The organism is Streptomyces sp. NPDC091416 (assembly GCF_044756845.1).
In the GTDB taxonomy this organism is placed as follows: Bacteria; Actinomycetota; Actinomycetes; order Streptomycetales; family Streptomycetaceae; genus Streptomyces.
This window is the reverse complement of the sequence record NZ_JBIVTU010000017.1, coordinates 138,896-155,799: the sequence shown is the minus strand read 5'-3', so window position 1 is coordinate 155,799 and position 16,904 is coordinate 138,896. Positions and strand designations below refer to the sequence as shown.

General features: G+C 72.2%; 19 protein-coding genes. 9 read left to right on the top strand and 10 right to left on the bottom strand.

From position 1 onward, the window contains the following. Positions 1-9: 9 nt before the first annotated feature. The 7 genes from ACIQMX_RS36425 to ACIQMX_RS36395 form a co-directional block, all read right to left on the bottom strand. Positions 10-318 (bottom strand): hypothetical protein, encoded by a 309-nt coding sequence (locus ACIQMX_RS36425; protein WP_402484515.1) that lies wholly within the window; start codon positions 316-318, stop codon positions 10-12. Then, on the bottom strand, positions 315-1,076 hold the full coding sequence (locus tag ACIQMX_RS36420) for a hypothetical protein (RefSeq protein WP_402484513.1): 762 nt from the start codon (positions 1,074-1,076) through the stop codon (positions 315-317). The genes ACIQMX_RS36425 and ACIQMX_RS36420 overlap by 4 nt, the downstream gene beginning before the upstream one ends. Next, complete coding sequence (locus tag ACIQMX_RS36415; protein WP_402484511.1) at positions 1,073-1,438, bottom strand: DUF6907 domain-containing protein; 366 nt, start codon at positions 1,436-1,438, stop codon at positions 1,073-1,075. The genes ACIQMX_RS36420 and ACIQMX_RS36415 overlap by 4 nt, the downstream gene beginning before the upstream one ends. After that, the gene (locus ACIQMX_RS36410) at positions 1,435-1,662 is read right to left on the bottom strand and encodes a hypothetical protein (RefSeq protein ID WP_402484509.1); all 228 of its coding nucleotides are present in this window, start codon (positions 1,660-1,662) and stop codon (positions 1,435-1,437) included. Before ACIQMX_RS36410 ends, ACIQMX_RS36415 begins: the two co-directional genes overlap by 4 nt. Then, positions 1,659-2,162, bottom strand: coding sequence for a hypothetical protein (locus tag ACIQMX_RS36405; protein ID WP_402484507.1), 504 nt, complete (start codon positions 2,160-2,162; stop codon positions 1,659-1,661). The genes ACIQMX_RS36410 and ACIQMX_RS36405 overlap by 4 nt, the downstream gene beginning before the upstream one ends. A 423-nt stretch (positions 2,163-2,585) precedes the next feature. Next, positions 2,586-2,972 (bottom strand): VOC family protein, encoded by a 387-nt coding sequence (locus ACIQMX_RS36400; RefSeq protein WP_402484505.1) that lies wholly within the window; start codon positions 2,970-2,972, stop codon positions 2,586-2,588. A 493-nt stretch (positions 2,973-3,465) separates the two neighbouring features. Further along, positions 3,466-3,963: a hypothetical protein gene (locus tag ACIQMX_RS36395; RefSeq protein WP_402484503.1), complete on the bottom strand. Its 498-nt coding sequence runs from the start codon at positions 3,961-3,963 to the stop codon at positions 3,466-3,468. 135 nt (positions 3,964-4,098) lie between these two features. Here ACIQMX_RS36395 and ACIQMX_RS36390 point away from each other — a divergent pair, with 135 nt between their 5' ends. Beyond that, positions 4,099-4,539, top strand: coding sequence for a hypothetical protein (locus tag ACIQMX_RS36390; protein ID WP_363072885.1), 441 nt, complete (start codon positions 4,099-4,101; stop codon positions 4,537-4,539). Positions 4,540-4,600: 61 nt separating this feature from the next. On the opposite strand, the gene ACIQMX_RS36385 is transcribed toward ACIQMX_RS36390, so the two are convergent. Beyond that, entirely contained in the window at positions 4,601-4,870 is a 270-nt protein-coding gene (locus tag ACIQMX_RS36385) for a hypothetical protein (protein WP_363072887.1), read from the bottom strand. Between the two features lie 118 nt (positions 4,871-4,988). Here ACIQMX_RS36385 and ACIQMX_RS36380 point away from each other — a divergent pair, with 118 nt between their 5' ends. Then, positions 4,989-5,348, top strand: a complete 360-nt coding sequence (locus ACIQMX_RS36380; RefSeq protein ID WP_363072889.1) for an arsenate reductase family protein — start codon at positions 4,989-4,991, stop codon at positions 5,346-5,348. 228 nt (positions 5,349-5,576) lie between these two features. Here the strand turns inward: ACIQMX_RS36380 and ACIQMX_RS36375 are convergent, their stop codons facing one another. After that, positions 5,577-6,485, bottom strand: a complete 909-nt coding sequence (locus tag ACIQMX_RS36375) for a Gfo/Idh/MocA family protein (protein WP_402484500.1) — start codon at positions 6,483-6,485, stop codon at positions 5,577-5,579. Between the two features lie 205 nt (positions 6,486-6,690). Here ACIQMX_RS36375 and ACIQMX_RS36370 point away from each other — a divergent pair, with 205 nt between their 5' ends. From ACIQMX_RS36370 to ACIQMX_RS36350, 5 genes are all read left to right on the top strand, one after another. Next, the gene (locus tag ACIQMX_RS36370; protein ID WP_402484498.1) at positions 6,691-8,187 is read left to right on the top strand and encodes a hypothetical protein; all 1,497 of its coding nucleotides are present in this window, start codon (positions 6,691-6,693) and stop codon (positions 8,185-8,187) included. Next, positions 8,184-9,326: an ARPP-2 domain-containing protein gene (locus ACIQMX_RS36365; protein ID WP_402484496.1), complete on the top strand. Its 1,143-nt coding sequence runs from the start codon at positions 8,184-8,186 to the stop codon at positions 9,324-9,326. The genes ACIQMX_RS36370 and ACIQMX_RS36365 overlap by 4 nt, the downstream gene beginning before the upstream one ends. Before the next feature lie 197 nt (positions 9,327-9,523). Then, on the top strand, positions 9,524-10,558 hold the full coding sequence (glnII, locus tag ACIQMX_RS36360) for a glutamine synthetase (protein ID WP_363072899.1): 1,035 nt from the start codon (positions 9,524-9,526) through the stop codon (positions 10,556-10,558). Between the two features lie 105 nt (positions 10,559-10,663). Next, positions 10,664-11,575 (top strand): DUF6891 domain-containing protein, encoded by a 912-nt coding sequence (locus ACIQMX_RS36355; protein WP_402484494.1) that lies wholly within the window; start codon positions 10,664-10,666, stop codon positions 11,573-11,575. A gap of 290 nt (positions 11,576-11,865) precedes the next feature. Then, complete coding sequence (locus ACIQMX_RS36350; RefSeq protein WP_363072903.1) at positions 11,866-12,474, top strand: winged helix-turn-helix domain-containing protein; 609 nt, start codon at positions 11,866-11,868, stop codon at positions 12,472-12,474. 66 nt (positions 12,475-12,540) lie between these two features. Here ACIQMX_RS36350 and ACIQMX_RS36345 read toward each other — a convergent pair whose 3' ends face one another. Beyond that, complete coding sequence (locus tag ACIQMX_RS36345; RefSeq protein ID WP_363072905.1) at positions 12,541-14,670, bottom strand: MMPL family transporter; 2,130 nt, start codon at positions 14,668-14,670, stop codon at positions 12,541-12,543. A gap of 278 nt (positions 14,671-14,948) precedes the next feature. Between ACIQMX_RS36345 and ACIQMX_RS36340 the strand changes: the two genes are divergently transcribed. Together ACIQMX_RS36340 and ACIQMX_RS36335 are read left to right on the top strand one after the other, a co-directional pair. Then, on the top strand, positions 14,949-16,217 hold the full coding sequence (locus ACIQMX_RS36340) for a sensor domain-containing protein (RefSeq protein ID WP_363072907.1): 1,269 nt from the start codon (positions 14,949-14,951) through the stop codon (positions 16,215-16,217). Further along, positions 16,202-16,849 carry a LuxR C-terminal-related transcriptional regulator gene (locus ACIQMX_RS36335; RefSeq protein ID WP_402484492.1) on the top strand — a complete coding sequence of 216 codons (648 nt, stop codon included), beginning with the start codon at positions 16,202-16,204 and terminating at the stop codon, positions 16,847-16,849. Before ACIQMX_RS36340 ends, ACIQMX_RS36335 begins: the two co-directional genes overlap by 16 nt. Positions 16,850-16,904: the final 55 nt, after the last annotated feature.

Here is a 16,904-nt window from a genome sequence, read left to right as displayed (position 1 = left end):
GGGCAGCCGTCAGTCCTTCCGGCGGACGTCCTGCCACACCGACCGCAGCACGAGCACGCACACCGTCAGGGCGACAGCGGAGATCGCGACGGCGATCGCGGACACGGCCACGGCGAGCAGCAGCGCCGACCCGCCGACCCCGATCGCGAGCCACTTCGCCACGCCCCCCGCGTCGCGGGGGGCAGGCGGATGCTGGCACCCGGGCGCCTGCTGCTGGGCGACCTGCTGCGCCTGGAGCACGGCGAGGATCAACGCCACCTGCTCGCTGTTCACGGCCGCGTCAACGGCGTCCTGTGACGCCTTGTTCAGGTCGCTCATGCCGACACCTCCTCGGCGACGAGGGCGAGCGGCACCGGGCCCACCGCGGCGGCCTGCGCCTCGGTCAGCTGGGTGAACACCTTCGCCACGTACGACGCGCTACGGGTGGCCAGCCGGGCGGTCTCCCGTACACCGGCACCGTTCACCCACCCGGCTTCGATGACCTCCCGCGCCTGCTCGGCAGACAGCCGGGTGTTCGCCTCCGGCGGGTCCGGGACCGGGGGCACCGTCAGGGTGAACACCCGGTCCGCACCGCAGATGACCAGCGGTTCGGCGGGCGCGGGCGCCTCGATCGCAGGCGCCTCGGCTACCGGCTCGGTGTACACGGGGACAGGAGTGACCACCGGGGACACAGCCGAGTGCTCCCCCGAAGCCGCCACCGGGTCCGCCACGGTGTTCACCACCGCCTCGGCCACCGGGGCGGCCGGGGCCGTACCGTGCTGCTCGGCGAGGCGGTGAACACGCCACAGGACCAGCGGGGCGATCGCGGACACCCCGACGACCAGCGGCCAGGACACCGCGAGCAGCCCCGCTTCCACCATGTGCGCGGCGGCGTTCACGAGGATCATCGCGGTGACAACCGCAGCCACATCCCGGCGGGCACGCATGGCCCGCACGGCGTAGATGTCGAGCGCGGCCGGCACACCGGCGGCGGTCCCCTGACCGAACCCGGCAGCCCGGGCGAGCGCGTACTCAGCGGACGCGGTGACGACCAGGGCCGCGGCCAGCGCACCCCAGGCGAGCGGATCACGCTTCACAGGGCAGCCTCCTCGGCACGGAGCACCGCGAGTCGCAGCGCAAGGGGGCGCAGCTGGGCGGCGGCCTCGGCGAGCACGGCGGCCAGGGCCTCGACACCCTCGGGGGCGAGCGAGGCGGCCTCGGCCACGGTCTCGACGTACAGGTGAATGTCGCGGGGGCCGCTGCCGTGCGGGTACTGCGACAGCTGGGCGACGAACACCGGGTGCTCGTCGGTGCCGATGTGGTGCTCAGGGCCGCGATGCCCGAGGTCGCACAGCGCGTTCACGGGCTGGTCGGCGTGCCCGGTGCACCAGGCGGGCTCGGGGACGGTGACGTCGCCGCAGTCAAGGGTGGGCACCGTCACGGTGCGAGACGCGGTCATCGGCCGGCCTCCTTGTCCAGGGCGGCGACCAGGGCGCGGAGACGCATCTCCAGGCTGACGGCGGCGCGCATCATCGCGTCGTGGTCGTGGATGTTCGCGGACGCCTTCTCAGCGAGCGTCGCCCGGGCGAGGCGGAGCGCCGCGTCGAGGGGCGGCACGTAGGCGGTTCCGTCCCGCTCCGGGTCGTACAGCGGGGCGCCCATGGCGCTGGTGTCGACGCTCACCGGGCCACCGCCTTGTCGAGCAGGGCGAGCAGCTGCTCGCTGCTGATCCGGGTGTCGTCGTACGTGAGGACGCAGCGGCCCTTACCGCGCTGCTCGATACGGACGGGCAGCTCGTCGGCGGGAATGTCCGTGATGACGGTGCACCCGATGTCGGTGAACGCGACGGCCCGAGCGTCCGGGTACAGGCTGCGCGCCTCGGCGAACAGCTCCCGGGCGCTCTCGTAGCTGATCTGCGCCGGGTCGTACGTGACGACCAGGGCACCGTTCCGCCGGCCGTACAGGAGCGGCACACGGTCGTCCAGCGGGTGCTCGACGAACACGGGCGCGGACTGCACGGCGGGACGCCCGACGGGGACGCACGAGGCGGTGCAGGCGAACAGCTGCACACCGAACGGGGAACGGTCACCCGTCGGCTGCTGCTCGGTGTCGTCCGCCCCGCAGGTGATGCAGGCAAGCCCGTCAAGCTGGGCGGCGGTGAGGGTGGGTACGGTAAGGCTCATGGTTCGGACTCCTTGATGCGAAGGATTCGGATCAAGGCGTCGTCCGGTGTTCCAGCACCGGCGGCGCCGTTCACGTCTCGGGGAGACGCAGCGTCACCGAGGCGGTCCACGAGCGTCAGTCCGCACACAGTCCGCCGGACGACGAAAAACGATGAGAAACAACCGATTCTGACGGGTAGACAAACCGCAGGTCAGGCCGGGTGTCCCGCGCGTTTGCGCAGGTCGTGGCGCTGCGCGATTAGTTCGAGCTGTACTTCGACCTCTAGGCAGCAGTCGGCTCAGCAGTTCTGAGCAGGGCGAGGGCCGCTACCCCATGACCGGGGTGGCGGCCCTCGTCGCTTCCGGCCGGACGGGGTCGTCCGGCACCGGCCACGGTGCCTGCCCGGCATGATCCACCCGGGAAGCCCTACGCCCTGCCCGCCGTCATCGGCTGTGCATGATCTGGATCAGGTTGCCGCAGGTGTCGTCCAGGACCGCGACCGTCACCGGGCCCGCCTCCATCGGCTCCTGGGTGAAGCGGACCCCGAGGCCACGCAGCCGGGCGAACTCCGCGGGGACGTCGTCGACGGCGAAGGAGGCGGCCGGGATGCCGTCCTTGGTCAGGGCCGTCTTGTACGGCTTCACCGCGGGGTGGCCGTCCAGCTCCAGGAGGAGTTCGGTGCCGTCGGGGTCCTCCGGGGAGACCACGGTCAGCCAGCGGTCCTTGCCGACCGGCACCTCGGCCTTCTTCACGAAGCCCAGCACGTCCGTGTAGAAGCGCAGGGCCCTCTCCTGGTCGTCGACGAAGACGCTGGTCAGGTGGATCCTCATGGTGCTCTCCCGGGTGTCGGGCCCGAGTGTCCGGTCTGTGTCCGGCTCGGGCGGGTCGGTGCTCCGATCATGCGGTGCCGCACCGGCCACAGCCCTCAGGCCGCGCGGGGTCCGTTCGGACGGGAGGTCCCTGGCGGAAGGGCCTCGGGCATGACCGGGCCGCTTCCTCGCCGTTCGGAGCCGTGCCCGCACGGGGCTCGCGTCCACGCCGAGCGCGTCCGTCAGGACGCGGGCGTGGACGGCGTGGCAGCCACGCCGACCGGTCCGAGCATCCGGGTCGGCGCGGTGAACCGGCCGATCGGGATCCGGCAGCAGCCGCGAAGCCGGAACCTGCCCGCGCGCTGACCGCGTGCGCGCTGACGGCATGCGGTCAGCGCGCACGCGTGCCGGCCGGCCGGCATCGCCACCGTCAGCGCACGGCACACGGCACACGGCACACGGCACACGGTCGGGGCTGACCCGGTCGGCGCGGTCCGTGGCAGGCCGCTCGTGGTCAGTGCCGCAGCGCCTGGCCCACCTCGACCTTGATGTCGCCGTCGAGCTTCCGGTTGCTGCGGGCCGTGGCGTCCTTGGTCTTCTTGGAGGCCACGTCGTCGACCGTCACGACGACCGTGTCCTGCAGTTTGCCGTTCGCGTCCTTGAAGTTGATCTGCACGGCGTAGGACTGCGTCGAGTCGGTGCTGTTCGCCACGGTGACCTTCGAGGTCACCCGGCCGTCCGCGTCGGTGGCCGGGGCGCCCGCCTTGACGTCACCGCTCGCGTTCACGCCGTCCTTGAAGCTGTTCAGCTTGTCCTCGGCGGCGGCGGTCGCGGAGGCGATCACGTCGGACCCCTTGGAGGCGACGGACGAAGCCACCGACGAAGCGGCCGACGCCGCCTTCGACACCGTGCTCGACGCGCTGTCACCGTCGTCCGAGCAGGCCGATGCCGTGAACGCCACCGTCATCGCCACCAGTACCGCGCTCGCGCCCCGTACGCCTCGCCTCGTCATCGTGCCTCCCAGCACTCGTCCGTCGGCCCAAGTCAATGCGGCGGCGGAGGGGTGCGCATGCGGTGTAGGCCGGATGGGCGAGCACGGGCTGGACGCGGGGTCGCGGTCGGGGCACGGAGCACCGAGGCTGGAGGGATGAGCGAGCAGGCCTCCCCCGGCGCACCGGCCCCGCCGCCCCCGAGAAGGCGGCGGCTGTGGCCGTGGGTGCTGCTGCTGATCGCCGTGCTGCTCGCGCTGGGGGCCGGTGCGGTCTCCGCCGTGCTGGCCCGTGAGGTGTCGGCGGAGCGTGCGCGCACCGTGCACATCCGGTACGAGGTCACCGGCGCCGCCGAGGACGTGACGCTCACCTACAGCACGTGGAAGGGCGAGGAGCTGTCGACCGGGCGGCTGACCCTGCGGAGCCTGCCGTGGGCCGGGGAACTGGACACCAGGGGCTTCATGAGCGGCGGTTCGTTCGAGGTCCGCCTCGGGAGGTCGGGAGGTGACGTGGCCTGTTCGGTGACGGTGGACGACGGCACCCGTCGCACGGCCAGGGCCTCGGGGGCGTTCGCCACCGCCACGTGCAGCGGGTACTGAGCAGGGACCGTGCCCCCGGTCTCCCGGGGGTACGGTCCCTGACGGACGGACGGTCGGCCGGTCAGCGGCCGTAGCGGATGAGTGCGCGGACCATGCGGCAGGTGGTGTCGGACGGCGGGTGGATCGCGAGGCGCTCGGCGGTCGTACGTATCCGGGCGTTGCTCGCGCTCGACGGGTGGTAGACGCCCGTGTCGAGCAGGGAGATCGCCAGGCGCATCGCCTTCAGCCGGCGATTGTGGGAGACGTACCACTCACGGGGACGGCCGGCGGGAAGCGGCTTCTTCTTCAGGGGTGTGTCGAGCGGCTTGGTCGTGACTGCGGCTACGGCCATTGGCAACCTCCTGGCGCGGTGGTGGAACCCTCACGAACTACCCCCATTTTACTGCCCACCACTGACAATCGCCCCTGGCCAGAGGGGTTTTCGGGGTCCATCGCGTACCTTTGGCCCCATGGAGATCTGGATCAATCCCGCCTGTTCCAAGTGCCGCGGTGCGCTGACGCTGCTCGACGCGGAGGGCGCCGACTACACCGTCCGCCGCTATCTGGAGGACGTGCCGTCGCCGGACGAGATCAGGGCCGTGCTCGGCCGGCTGGGGCTGGAGCCGTGGGACATCACCCGCACGCAGGAGGCTGACGCGAAGGAGCTGGGGCTCAAGGAGTGGCCGCGCGACGCGGATGCGCGCGAGCGCTGGATCACGGCCCTCGCCGGGCATCCGAAACTCATCCAGCGGCCGATCATCACGGCGGAGGACGGCACGGCCGTGGTGGCGCGCACGGACGAGGCGGTCCGGGACGCGCTGGGGCGCTGAGCGCACGCCGGGGTGCGCGGACCAGCCGGCTCAGAGGTCGAGGAACTCCATCATCCTGCGGTTGAGTTCGGGCACCACGGAGCCGTAGAGCGGCAGCGCGTGATGCCCGGGCCGAGGAGGATCGGGCGCCGGATGCGGTGGGGCGTGGTTCAGGGCGCTCCAGGCGCGCCGTGCGAACCGGTACCTGGGCCCACCGGGCGCGCGGCGGACCGGGCCGGCCCGCGCGGTTCAGCCGCCCGCCTGCGCCTCGGCCTCCGCGAGCAGTTCGGTCAGGCGCAGCCCGAACCGTACGTTGCAGGGGTGGGCCTCCCCCGTACGCACCGATGCGATCAGCGCGTCCACCGCGGCGCCGAACGCCCCGACCGCTCCGTCCCATCGCGGCAGACCGGCGATGCCGTGCTCGCCCCTGAGCTCGATCCCCACCCCGGCCGCCGCCACCGGCGCCGCCAGTGTGAGCGTCACCGTGCTGGAGGCGCCGGAGGTGTGGCGCAGGACGAGGTGGTGGGTGCCGACGGGGCCGCTGACCGCGGTCAGGGCGGTGACGTCGCCGAGTACGGGGATGAGGACCGACAGGGCGTGCGGGCCGACGTCCCACAGGCCGCCCTTCTCGCGGCGCCAGGGGGACGCGGCGTACTCGCTGTCCGCGCCCGGCGCCCACAGGGCGCCGATCCACTCGGCGCGCGCGGTGAACCAGCCGCCCGTCGCGCTCTGTTCGGCGATCCAGTGCGCGGTCTGGGGAGCGAATCGAAGGGTGCAGAAGACGATCGAGGCGACCCGGGCCCGCTCGGCGGCCTCGGCCACCTCGCGGGCGCCCGCGACGGTCGTGGCCACCGGCTTGTCCATCAGGAGATGGCAGCCGGCCGCCGCGGCGCGCGCGGCCAGCGGGGCCTGGACGTCCGGTGGCAGGGCGAAGGCCACGGCGTCGCTCGCCGCGAAGAGCTCGTCGAGTCCCGCGTCACCGGTGTACGCCGTGGCGCCGTGTGCGGAGGCCAGTTCCCCGGCGGCCTCGGTACGGCGGCCCCACACCCCGCTCAGCGCGACGCCGGGGTGGGCGGCGAGGGCGGGGGCCTGGGTGTTGCGGGCCCAGGGGCCCGTACCGACCAGGCCGATACGCAGAGGTGTCGCGGGTGTCGTCATGGGACCAGTGTGCCCGGTGGGCCGTCGCAGCCGTTCGAATCCGGTGGCGGGGTGCGGGGGCTGAGGGTTACGTTGGCGGAGCCGGCCGCGGGACTCCGGTGCGACTTCCGGGACTTGCCTCTGAAGCAAACATTTCGCTGCTCGCGCCCCCATTCCCCGGCCGGCTTCCGCGTACCGCCGCGCGGAACACCACGGGGGATGCATCATGACGACCGAGACCCGGGCCGACCTCGTCGCCGCCGAGGACGTGCTCCTGTTCGTCAACGCGGCGATCACCGCGACGGGCCAGCGCGAGTTCCACTCGGGGGCGTACCGCCAGCAGCTCTCGCTGGACTTCCTGCACACGTACGTACGGGTCAACTACCGTCGTGTGTACGCCTCCTCGCTCGCGCTGGACATCAATGACCACAACGCCGCGCGCATCGTGCAGGGCCTGCTGGAGCACGCCGGCGACGCCTCGGCCGAGGAGAAGCGCGCCGAGGGCCGGCTGATCGCCGCCCGGCTGGCGAAGCTGCCGCCGCAGCGGGTGTACCGGCTGTTCCGGGGGCTGCGCGCCGCCAGGGTCAACAACCGGCGCACCCGTGCGATCATGCGCGACTGGCTGGCCACGCGGCCGGACCCGGCGCACGACGCGGTGAAGTACCGCGCGGGGCTGAGGGCCGCGGTCCGCCATGCCCATCTCCGGCTGGACGACGGCGATGCCGTGCCGGGTCGGGCGCCGCGCGATCCGCGCGACACCGAACTGGGAGCCTTCCTCTTCCGGCCGGGGCGGCTGCCGCGCTACCGGCACCGGCTGCTCGACGCGTGGCGCCGCGCCCACTACGAGCAGGGGGCCGTCGACGAGCTGCCGTTCACCGTCGCCGAGGGCTTCGCCGCCCGGCACGGCATGGAGCGCGAGGCGTTCGTGCGGCGGATGGTGCCCCGGATGACGCGGCTGGAGCGGCTGCGCACGCAGGGGCAGCGCCAGGAGGCCGACGCGCCGGTCCTCCCCGCGGACGTGGATCTGACCGTGATGCCGCTGACGCGGCTCGCGCTGTACGTCCTGACGTTCGACACCGCGTCGCGGACGCGCCACCGCGCGGAGCTGACCGCCGCTCTGCGCGCCGCCGCCCGCCGGGCGGCGGGTCCGCACGCCGGGAGCTGGGGCCGGGTCGCCGCCGTGCTCGACGACAGCTACTCCTCGTCCGGTTCGGGCGAGAAGCGGCGCCGTCCGCTCGCGGTGGCGCTGGCGTGCCACTTCCTGCTGGAGACGCTCGCCGCACCCGGCGCGTACATCCCGCTGTGGACCACCGGCGCGAAGGATCCGCTGCTGGTCGGGCCACGGGGTCCGACGCCGCTCGGCATCCGTGTGCTGGACGCCCTGGAGCACGCCCCGGACCGGCTGGTCGTCGTCTCGGACGGCTGGGACAACGCCCCGCCGGGGCTGGCCGGCGAGGTGCTGCGGGTCTGGCGGACCCGCCTCGATCCGGACCGGCGCACCGCGGTGGTCCATCTGAACCCTGTATACGACGCGGACGGCTTCGATGTCCGGCGGCTGTCGCCGAGCGTGCCGACGGCCGGGATCCGGGACGCGGAGGACCTGGCCGCGCTGGTGGAGATCGCGCGGTTCTCCGAGGGCCGTACCGGTCCCGCGGAGCTGTACGCGTACCTGGACCGGCAGGTCGCCCGGTTCGTCGACGACCTCTGGGGAGGACCGCGGTGACCAGGCTCGAACTGGCCGGGCTCACGGCCCGGCCGTCGCAGGTGTGGGGCGGTATCCGGCTGGTGCCGCTGGTGCGCGAGAGGCCCGTCGAGGGTCTGCGGCTGCACCGGGAGGTGTACGAGGGGTACGGGGCCGGCACGGTGGAGGTGGGTCCGCGTACCCACTACACCTCGTACATCCCGCACGGATTCGTCGCCGACTGGGACGGGGAGGGGACGAACAGCGCCGCGTACGGGACGCAGCTCGCGGCCCGGGGCGGGAGCGGTCCGGCGAGCGCCCCGCCCCGCACGCTCGCTCTGCCGCGCCACCGGCACCACCGCCTGGCCAAGCGGCAGGCGGGGAACCGGCTGCGCTTCCTGCCGCTGCATCTCGCGATGGAGGGCTATCTCGCGCTGCACTTCGGCGGGCCGTCGACCGCCTGGGAGGAGTGGTCGCGCGAGGCGCTGCGGAACGGGCTGTCGCCGCGCGAGGAGGACACGTATCTGGGGTGGTCGGTGCGCGGGCTCGGTGACGCGCTGCGGGCGTTCGAGATCCATCCCGGTCAGTGCGGGGTGATGGTGTACACGGCCGACGCGCTCGCCGCCGCCTTCGTGGTGCCGCACCCCGACGACTACCGGCTGCTGCACCCGAGCCTGGTCCAGGATCTGTACGGGGAGCTGGTCCACCAGTACGCGACGTACGGCGCGCCGGTGCCGGACTTCGGGGCGCGGATCGCGGACGGGCCGGGGATGCGGACGCTCGCGGAGCTCCGGGCGGCCGCGCTGCGGCAGGAGCGGGAGTGGAGCGAGGCGCACGACACCCTCTTCGCGGGGGAGCTGCTCACCACCTCGTACGGCTTCGAGCGGGTGTACCGGATGGGGTCGTTCACGCTGTCGCGGTTCCTGCCGCCGTTCCTGCGCAACGGTGGCGGGCAGCACATCGGCGAGACGATCACCGACCACAAGGGCCGGGTCGCGTACCTGAAGACGTTCCGGCTGTCCGAGGCGCAGATCCGGCGCGGGCACCTGTTGCAGCGGCTCGCCGACGCGGACTGGGAGGTCTCCCGGGCGGCCGGGGCGCTGGGGACCAGCCAGGGCGAGCTGTTGCGCCGGATCCGGGCCGCCGGCTTCGAGTTCCTGCTCCGGGTCCGCGGCCGGTAGGGCCTTCGGTCCGGAACAGGCCGGTCCCCGCGAGCCCGGCACGATCCGGACGAGAGGCCCGGCCGGTGCCCCACGGCGGGGCCGTCTTGTGCAGGAAACCTCGGTAACACGGGGTTCACACGAGGGCAACGGTCGGGAAATCGCGCCTTGCCAAGCTGCGCTGCATAGACCGCAGCACCCGCAAAGGATGGGCTTCCGTGACGTTCAAGGCTGAGTACATCTGGATCGACGGCACCGAGCCGACCGCCAAGCTCCGCTCCAAGACCAAGATCATGCCCGGGTCGCCGTCCTCCGACGTGGCCGAGCTGCCCATCTGGGGCTTCGACGGGTCGAGCACCAACCAGGCCGAGGGCCACGCCTCGGACCGGGTGCTGAAGCCGGTCTTCACGTGCCCGGACCCGATCCGCGGCGGTGACGACGTCCTGGTCCTGTGCGAGGTCTTCCACATCGACATGACCCCGCACGAGTCCAACACGCGGGCCGAGCTGCGCCCGGTCGCCGAGCAGTTCGCCGGCCAGGAGCCGATCTTCGGCATCGAGCAGGAGTACACCTTCTTCGACGGCCACCGGCCGCTCGGCTTCCCCGAGGGCGGCTTCCCGGCCGCGCAGGGCGGCTACTACTGCGGCGTCGGCGCGGACGAGATCTTCGGCCGCGAGATCGTCGAGAAGCACCTCGACAACTGCCTGAAGGCGGGCCTGGCCATCTCCGGCATCAACGCCGAGGTCATGCCGGGTCAGTGGGAGTTCCAGGTCGGTCCGGTCTCCCCGCTGGAGGTCTCCGACCACCTGTGGGTCGCCCGCTGGCTGCTCTACCGCACCGCCGAGGACTTCAACGTCTCCGCGACGCTGGACCCGAAGCCGGTCAAGGGCGACTGGAACGGGGCGGGCGCGCACACCAACTTCTCCACCAGGGCGATGCGCGAGGGCTACGAGGCGATCATCACCGCGGCCGAGTCGCTGGGTGAGGGCTCGAAGCCGATGGACCACGTCAAGAACTACGGCGCGGGCATCGACGACCGGCTGACCGGTCTGCACGAGACCGCCCCGTGGAACGAGTACAGCTACGGCGTCTCCAACCGCGGCGCCTCGGTCCGCATCCCGTGGCAGGTCGAGCAGGACCAGAAGGGCTACATCGAGGACCGCCGTCCGAACGCCAACGTCGACCCGTACGTCGTCACGCGGCTGATCGTCGACACCTGCTGCACCGCGCTGGAGAAGGCCGACCAGGTCTGATCCCGCTGCAGCGACCGTCCGTACGAGGGGCGCCCACCGGCTGGTCCGGCGGGCGCCCTTCCGCGTGCCCCGGGCGTTGTCAGTGCCGTGTGCCAGGCTGACCGCATGCTCGACATCAAGATCGCGACCGAGAACGCCCGGACACACACCCGCGTTTCGGACCAGGAGCTCGGTGACCTGGTGCACCGGATCGGCACGACCGGCGACCGCTTCCTGGTCGTGCAGCGGATACCGGATATCCCGGGCACGTTCATCCAGGTGTGGCACGAGGCCGGCGGGGCGTACGACGTGGAGCACCGGGCCGGCGGAGCCGCCACCCATGTCCGCGTCCTGGTCGAGACGCCCGGGCAGGTCACCGCGCTGATGACGCGCTGGGCGCGCGGGGAGCCGGGGTGGGACACGGGGATCGGCTGGGAGAGCGCCGGCCTGCCGGAACCGGAGCCCGTACCGGGGATCGCCGCGGACGTCCGCGAGCAGCTGGAGGCACGGGTCCGGGAGTTGCTCCGCGGCGGGTACGGCAGTGTGGCGGAGCTCGCCGAGTCGGCCGAGGACTATCTGGTGAAGGACGGCGTGCATCCGGTGACCCTCGCGCAGGCGCGGCAGTTGGTGGAGCGGCTGTGGCTGGAGCGTGTCGGGGAGCAGGCCCGGTGGGCGGACGTGACCGATCCGGACCGGCTGGAGCGGGCGTTCGCCGTGCTGGACGGGCGCGGCATCACCGCCCGGGAGCATTTCACGTGCTGCCGCTCGTGCGGAGTCGGTGAGATCCACGCGGAGGGCCGGGACGACGCCCGGGGCTTCGTCTTCTTCCACACGCAGGGCACGGAAGGCGCGGCGGCCGGGCACGGACTGACGCTGTACTACGGCGGGTTCGACGAGTCCGCGGAGACGACCGCGGCGGTGGGCCGGGAGGTCGCGGCCGTGCTGGGGGAAGCCGGACTGACCGTGGAGTGGGACGGTTCGCCGGACCGGGCGATCGAACTGACGGGCCTGGACTGGCGGAAACGGCTGGTGGGCTGAGCCCCGGAGCACGGTCCGCGCAAAGGGACCGTATCGACGGGTGAGAGAAGTCTGCTCACCCGTCGTGTTCTCTGGTTCAATGGAGTCATGGCCAGCATCCAGCACACCTCGTCAGGTCGCAGCGACCTCGAGCCGTTCTGGCCCTCCCGTCAGCATCACGACTTCGACCGGGTGTGTTGCCGCGCGTGGAACGCGCAGGCCCTCTAACACCGCTCACCCCGGTCTTCGGTCCGCGCGCACGAAGCAAGTCCGTCCACAGACGACTCCCTCGCGCGAAAGAGCTGACCCTCATGGCGAACACCCGTATCCTCTCCGCCGCGGCCGCTGCCACCGCAGTGCCGTCGGCGACCGCTGCGACCGCCTCGTCCCGTCCGCCCTCCCCCAACCGTCACCGGCTGCGCGCCGTGGCTCCGGACGAGGTCGTCCGGCCGGCCGATGTCTCCGCGCTGCTGACTCCGGGCGCCACCTGGCTGCCCGCGCCCCAGCACACCCTGCCGGCACTGCCGGGCCGGCCCCCGATGGTCGGATACCTCGTGCTCGTCCCCGCCGACCAGCAGCCGGCCATCGCGGCCGCCGCCGCCCAGTACGTGGTGCCGGAGGTGCTGGAGGACGCGGGGGCGGGGCCCGTGCGGATCGACTCCGTCCAGCGCACGGCCGCGGTGAACGGGAACACCCTCGACCTCACCTACCTGGAGTTCGAGCTGCTGGCCCATCTGGTCGCGCACCCCCACCGGGTGCACACCCGCGACCAGTTGGTGACCACGGTCTGGGGTTACGGGCATGTGGGCGACGGACGTACCGTCGACGTCCACGTCGCCCGGCTGCGCCGCAAGCTCGGTGCTGAGCACCGCCGGTCGATCCAGACGGTGCGGCGCGTCGGTTACAAGTACACGCCCTGACCGCACACACGGTGGGCCCCGGCCGCGGTACGTACCGCGGCCGGGGCCCACTGCGTCGGTCCGGGATCAGCCGTGCATCGCCGGGGCCGCCGCGCGGGCGGGTTCCGGCTCCGGCTCGCCGTGGTCGAGTTCCCGCAGGCGGCGCAGGCCACGCGGGGTGCGCCAGTTCCGTTCGCCCAGCAGAACCATCGCGGAGGGCAGCAGGACCATGCGTACGATCGTGGCGTCCAGCAGCACCGCGACGGCCAGGCCCACGCCCATCTGCTGCATGTCCTGCATCGAGAGCGTTCCGAAGACCGAGAACACCGCCACCATGATCACGGCCGCACCGGTCACCGCGCCGGCCGTGCGCCGGATTCCCTCGTCGATCGCGGCCGGGGTGGAGAGACCACGGCTGTGGGCCTCGCGGATCCGGGAGACCACGAAGACGTGGTAGTCCATCGAGAGCCCGAACAGGACGACGAGGACGAACAGCGGCATCCAGGCCTCGATCGCGCCGACGCCTTCCGAGCCGATCAGCGAGGCGCCCCAGCCGTGCTGGAACACGGCCGTCATCACGCCGTAGGCGGCGGCCACGGAGAGCAGGTTGAGCAGGATCGAGGTCACGGCGATGACGTAGCTGCGGAAGCAGAACAGCATCAGCAGGAAGGTGACCGCGGTGATGAAGAGGAAGACGGGCAGGATGCCGCGCTTCAGCTGGTCGTTGAAGTCCACGGACCCGGCCAGCTCACCGGTGACATACGCCCGGGCGCCCGTGCCGTCGAACGCCGCCGGCAGCCGGTCCTCCCTGAGTTCGGTCAGGGAGGCCTCGCCGCCGGGCAGCGGCACCTCGATCTCCGCGACGTTCTGCGCCCGGTGGACGGTCACCCGGTCGAATCCGGCCAGCGCCTTGCGTACGGCGGGGGCCTCGATGTCGTCGGCCTCGACGACCACCTGGGCCGGGGCGGGGCCGCCGGGGAAGGTGTCGCTGATGTGCTTGTAGGCGACGGACAGTGCGGAGTCCGACCCGAACTGCTTCTCCAGGCCGAGCGACTCGGTCTTCATGCCGAGGGCCGGCGCGGCCAGTACGAGCAGGACGACGACCGAGGCTGCGGCGAAGAACTTCGGCTTGGCCAGGACCGGACGCAGCAGCCTGCCTGCGATCCTGCCGCTCTCCTTCCTGCCGCGCTTGTCGCGCCGGTTCAGCAGCGGCACGCGCCCGGCGTCGATCCGGTCGCCCAGCCAGGAGAGCAGGGCGGGCAGGACCGTCACGGAGCCCATCATGGCGATGAAGACGACGATGATCGTGGCGAGGGCGAAGCCCTTGAACAGCATCAGGCCCGACAGGAACATGCCGGCCATCGCGACCATGACCGTCAGCCCGGACACGAGCACGGACCGGCCGCTGGTCGCCGCGGCGATCCGCAGCGCCGTCTCCGCGTCACGTCCCGCGGCCCGCTCGTCGCGTTCACGGCGCAGGTAGAAGAGGCAGTAGTCGACGCCGACGGCGAAGCCCATCAGGAACATCACGGAGTACGTGGTCTGGAAGAGGTGCAGCTGGTGACTGGCGAGCGAGAGCAGTCCGAACGCGGCCATGCACGCTGTCAGCGCGAGTCCTACGGGCAGCAGGGCCGCGACGACGGCTCCGAAGGCGACGAGCAGAATGCCGAGCGCCAGAGGTACGGCGGTGAACTCGGCCTTCTTGAAGTCCTCGGAGAGCAGGTCGCCGAGCCACTTCCCGGCGCTGGCCTCGCCGAACTGGTGGACCGTGACGTCCGGCCGGGCCTCCTGGACCCCGGCCACCGCGTCCAGGACGGGCTGCACCCGGTCGGCGGAGGTGGCAGGGTCCCCCTTCATCCCGAAGGTGATCAGCGCGTCCTTGCCGTCCTTGGACGGGACCGGAGCCGCGAGGTCCGTCACCTCGCCGGTCCGGCCGATCGCCGTGGTCAGCTCGCCGGCCGCCGCCCGCCAGCCGTCGGGCTCCGTCGACGACACCATGACCAGCTCACCCGCGCGGTGGCTGAGGCCGGCGTCGGAGAGGATCTGCTCGGCACGCGCCGAGTCGCCCGCGCCGTTCTCCGCGTTGGTCATCTCGACCATCCCGGAAGCGCCGCCGATGCCCGCGGCGAGTACGACGAAGAGCAGCCAGCCGAGAACGGCTGTCTTGCGATGGTGTGTGCTCCACACACCGATACGTGCCGCGAGGTTGGGCCTCATGGTGTTGTTCGCCCCCTGGATAGGCGTCGGACCGGACACGACGAATCTAGGAATCCGGGGCCCGCCGCCCCAGCCGTCGAAGCCCCCACTCGGTGCGACGTAGGGCGAGGGCACGGGGGTGGTGGTAGGTACACCCCCGCCGGGTGGCGAAACGGCTGACGCCCATCGGGTCCGCCGGGTCAGACTGTGTGCGGACCGGGGCCGGCACGGCGGCCCGGCCAGGGCGCGTCCGGCGGATCAGGCCGGACGGACCGGCCGGAGAGGGAAGAGGGATCAGGATGAATGCGCAACGGGGACGGGTGAGGGCCGCGCTGCTGGCCGCGGGGCGTGGGCTGATGCTGTCGGTCGCCTCACTGGCGGGTTCGATCACCCTGTTCGTGCTGGCGGTGCTCTCCATCGCCTTCATCCTGCTGGGCATCGGCCTGGTCACCACCCCCTGGGTACTGACGGCGGTCCGCACGCATGCCAATCAGCGCCGGCTGCTGGCCGTCACCTGGTCGGGCGTCCGCATCCCCGTTCCGTACCGGCCCCTGCCGAAGGATGTGCGCGGCGGGTTCACCGGGCAGGTGGAGCGGACCATGCTGATGCTGAAGGACCCGGCGACATGGCGGGACATCCAGTGGCTGCTGGTCGACATGACCGCGGGCTGTGTCGTGGCGTTCCTGGCGGCGGCCCTGATGATCTACCCGGTGGAGGGCTTCGTCCTGGCGGCGGGTCTGTGGCGGGTCTTCACGGACGACCGGTACTGGTACGCGTTCGTGCCCGTGGACAGCCAGGCTTCGGCGCTGGCCGCCGCCGCGCTCGGCGTGGCGCTCTTCGCGACCGGTGTGCTGCTCAGCGAGCGGCTGCTGAAGGTCCACTTCGTGCTCGCCCGCTCGGTCCTCGCCCCCACCCACGAGCAGGAACTGGCCCTGCGCATCGACCGGCTGACCGAGACCCGGCACGAGGCGGTCGACACCGCGGCCTCCGAACTGCGGCGCATCGAGCGGGATCTGCACGACGGGGCGCAGGCCCGGCTGGTCGCCATGGGCATGAACCTCGGCACGATCGAGGCGCTGATCGAGAAGGACCCGGCTCAGGCGAAGGAGCTCCTGGCGATGGCCCGTGCGTCCTCGGCCGAGGCGCTGACCGAGCTGCGCGATCTCGTACGGGGCATCCATCCGCCGGTTCTCGCCGAGCGCGGCCTCGGGGACGCGGTCAGGGCGCTGGCGCTGCGGATGCCGATCCCGTCGGAGGTGGACGTGGAGCTGGACGGCCGGGCCGGGGCCCCGGTCGAGTCGGCGGCGTACTTCGCGGTCAGCGAGGCCCTGACGAACGCGGCGAAGCACTCGGGCGCGGACCGGATCTGGGTGGACCTGAGCCATGCCGACGGCATGCTGCGGATCTCGGTCACGGACAACGGGAAGGGCGGTGCGGTGGCCGGTGCGGGGTCGGGGCTGAGCGGCATCGAACGCCGACTCGGTACATTCGACGGCATCATGGCCGTCAGCAGCCCCGCGGGCGGTCCCACCATGGTGACCATGGAGATCCCTTGCGAGTTGTCCTAGCCGAAGATCTCTTCCTGTTGCGCGACGGCCTGGTGCGCATGCTGGAGGCGTACGACTTCGAGATCGCGGCCGCCGTCGAGACGGGGCCCGAACTCACCCGGGCTCTTGCCGAGTTGAAGCCGGACGTCGCCGTGGTCGACGTCCGGCTTCCGCCGTCCCACACGGACGAGGGCCTGCAGTGCGCCCTGGCGGCCCGGCGGGCCAGGCCGGGGCTGCCGGTGCTCGTACTCTCCCAGCACGTCGAGCAGTTGTACGCGCGCGAGCTGCTGGCGGACGGCAACGGGGCGATCGGCTACCTGCTCAAGGACCGGGTCTTCGACGCCGACCAGTTCATCGACGCGGTGCGCCGGGTCGCCGCGGGCGGCACGGCGATGGATCCGCAGGTGATCTCGCAACTGCTGTCGCGGCGCGCGCAGGACACGCCGATGGGCGGGCTGACACCACGGGAGCGGGAGGTCATGGAGCTGATGGCCCAGGGCCGTTCGAACGCGGCGATCGCCTCACAGATGGTGATCACGGAGCGGGCGGTGGCCAAGCACACCTCGAACATCTTCGGGAAGCTGGACCTGCCGCCGTCCGACGACGACAACCGCCGGGTCCTCGCGGTGCTCGCGTACCTGGACCAGGGGTAGGCCGGGGCGGCGCGGGTCGCGCATCCGGGCCGGGACGGCGCGGGTCGCGCATCCG

Excerpts from the sequence above, each read along its gene's own strand:
- ACIQMX_RS36425 (WP_402484515.1), bottom strand. The coding sequence starts at position 318 with ATGAGCGACCTGAACAAGGCGTCACAGGACGCCGTTGACGCGGCCGTG.
- ACIQMX_RS36415 (WP_402484511.1), bottom strand. The coding sequence starts at position 1,438 with ATGACCGCGTCTCGCACCGTGACGGTGCCCACCCTTGACTGCGGCGAC.
- ACIQMX_RS36405 (WP_402484507.1), bottom strand. The coding sequence starts at position 2,162 with ATGAGCCTTACCGTACCCACCCTCACCGCCGCCCAGCTTGACGGGCTT.
- ACIQMX_RS36400 (WP_402484505.1), bottom strand. The coding sequence starts at position 2,972 with ATGAGGATCCACCTGACCAGCGTCTTCGTCGACGACCAGGAGAGGGCC.
- ACIQMX_RS36395 (WP_402484503.1), bottom strand. The coding sequence starts at position 3,963 with ATGACGAGGCGAGGCGTACGGGGCGCGAGCGCGGTACTGGTGGCGATG.
- ACIQMX_RS36390 (WP_363072885.1), top strand. The coding sequence starts at position 4,099 with ATGAGCGAGCAGGCCTCCCCCGGCGCACCGGCCCCGCCGCCCCCGAGA.
- ACIQMX_RS36385 (WP_363072887.1), bottom strand. The coding sequence starts at position 4,870 with ATGGCCGTAGCCGCAGTCACGACCAAGCCGCTCGACACACCCCTGAAG.
- ACIQMX_RS36380 (WP_363072889.1), top strand. The coding sequence starts at position 4,989 with ATGGAGATCTGGATCAATCCCGCCTGTTCCAAGTGCCGCGGTGCGCTG.
- ACIQMX_RS36375 (WP_402484500.1), bottom strand. The coding sequence starts at position 6,485 with ATGACGACACCCGCGACACCTCTGCGTATCGGCCTGGTCGGTACGGGC.
- ACIQMX_RS36370 (WP_402484498.1), top strand. The coding sequence starts at position 6,691 with ATGACGACCGAGACCCGGGCCGACCTCGTCGCCGCCGAGGACGTGCTC.
- ACIQMX_RS36355 (WP_402484494.1), top strand. The coding sequence starts at position 10,664 with ATGCTCGACATCAAGATCGCGACCGAGAACGCCCGGACACACACCCGC.
- ACIQMX_RS36350 (WP_363072903.1), top strand. The coding sequence starts at position 11,866 with ATGGCGAACACCCGTATCCTCTCCGCCGCGGCCGCTGCCACCGCAGTG.
- ACIQMX_RS36345 (WP_363072905.1), bottom strand. The coding sequence starts at position 14,670 with ATGAGGCCCAACCTCGCGGCACGTATCGGTGTGTGGAGCACACACCAT.
- ACIQMX_RS36340 (WP_363072907.1), top strand. The coding sequence starts at position 14,949 with ATGAATGCGCAACGGGGACGGGTGAGGGCCGCGCTGCTGGCCGCGGGG.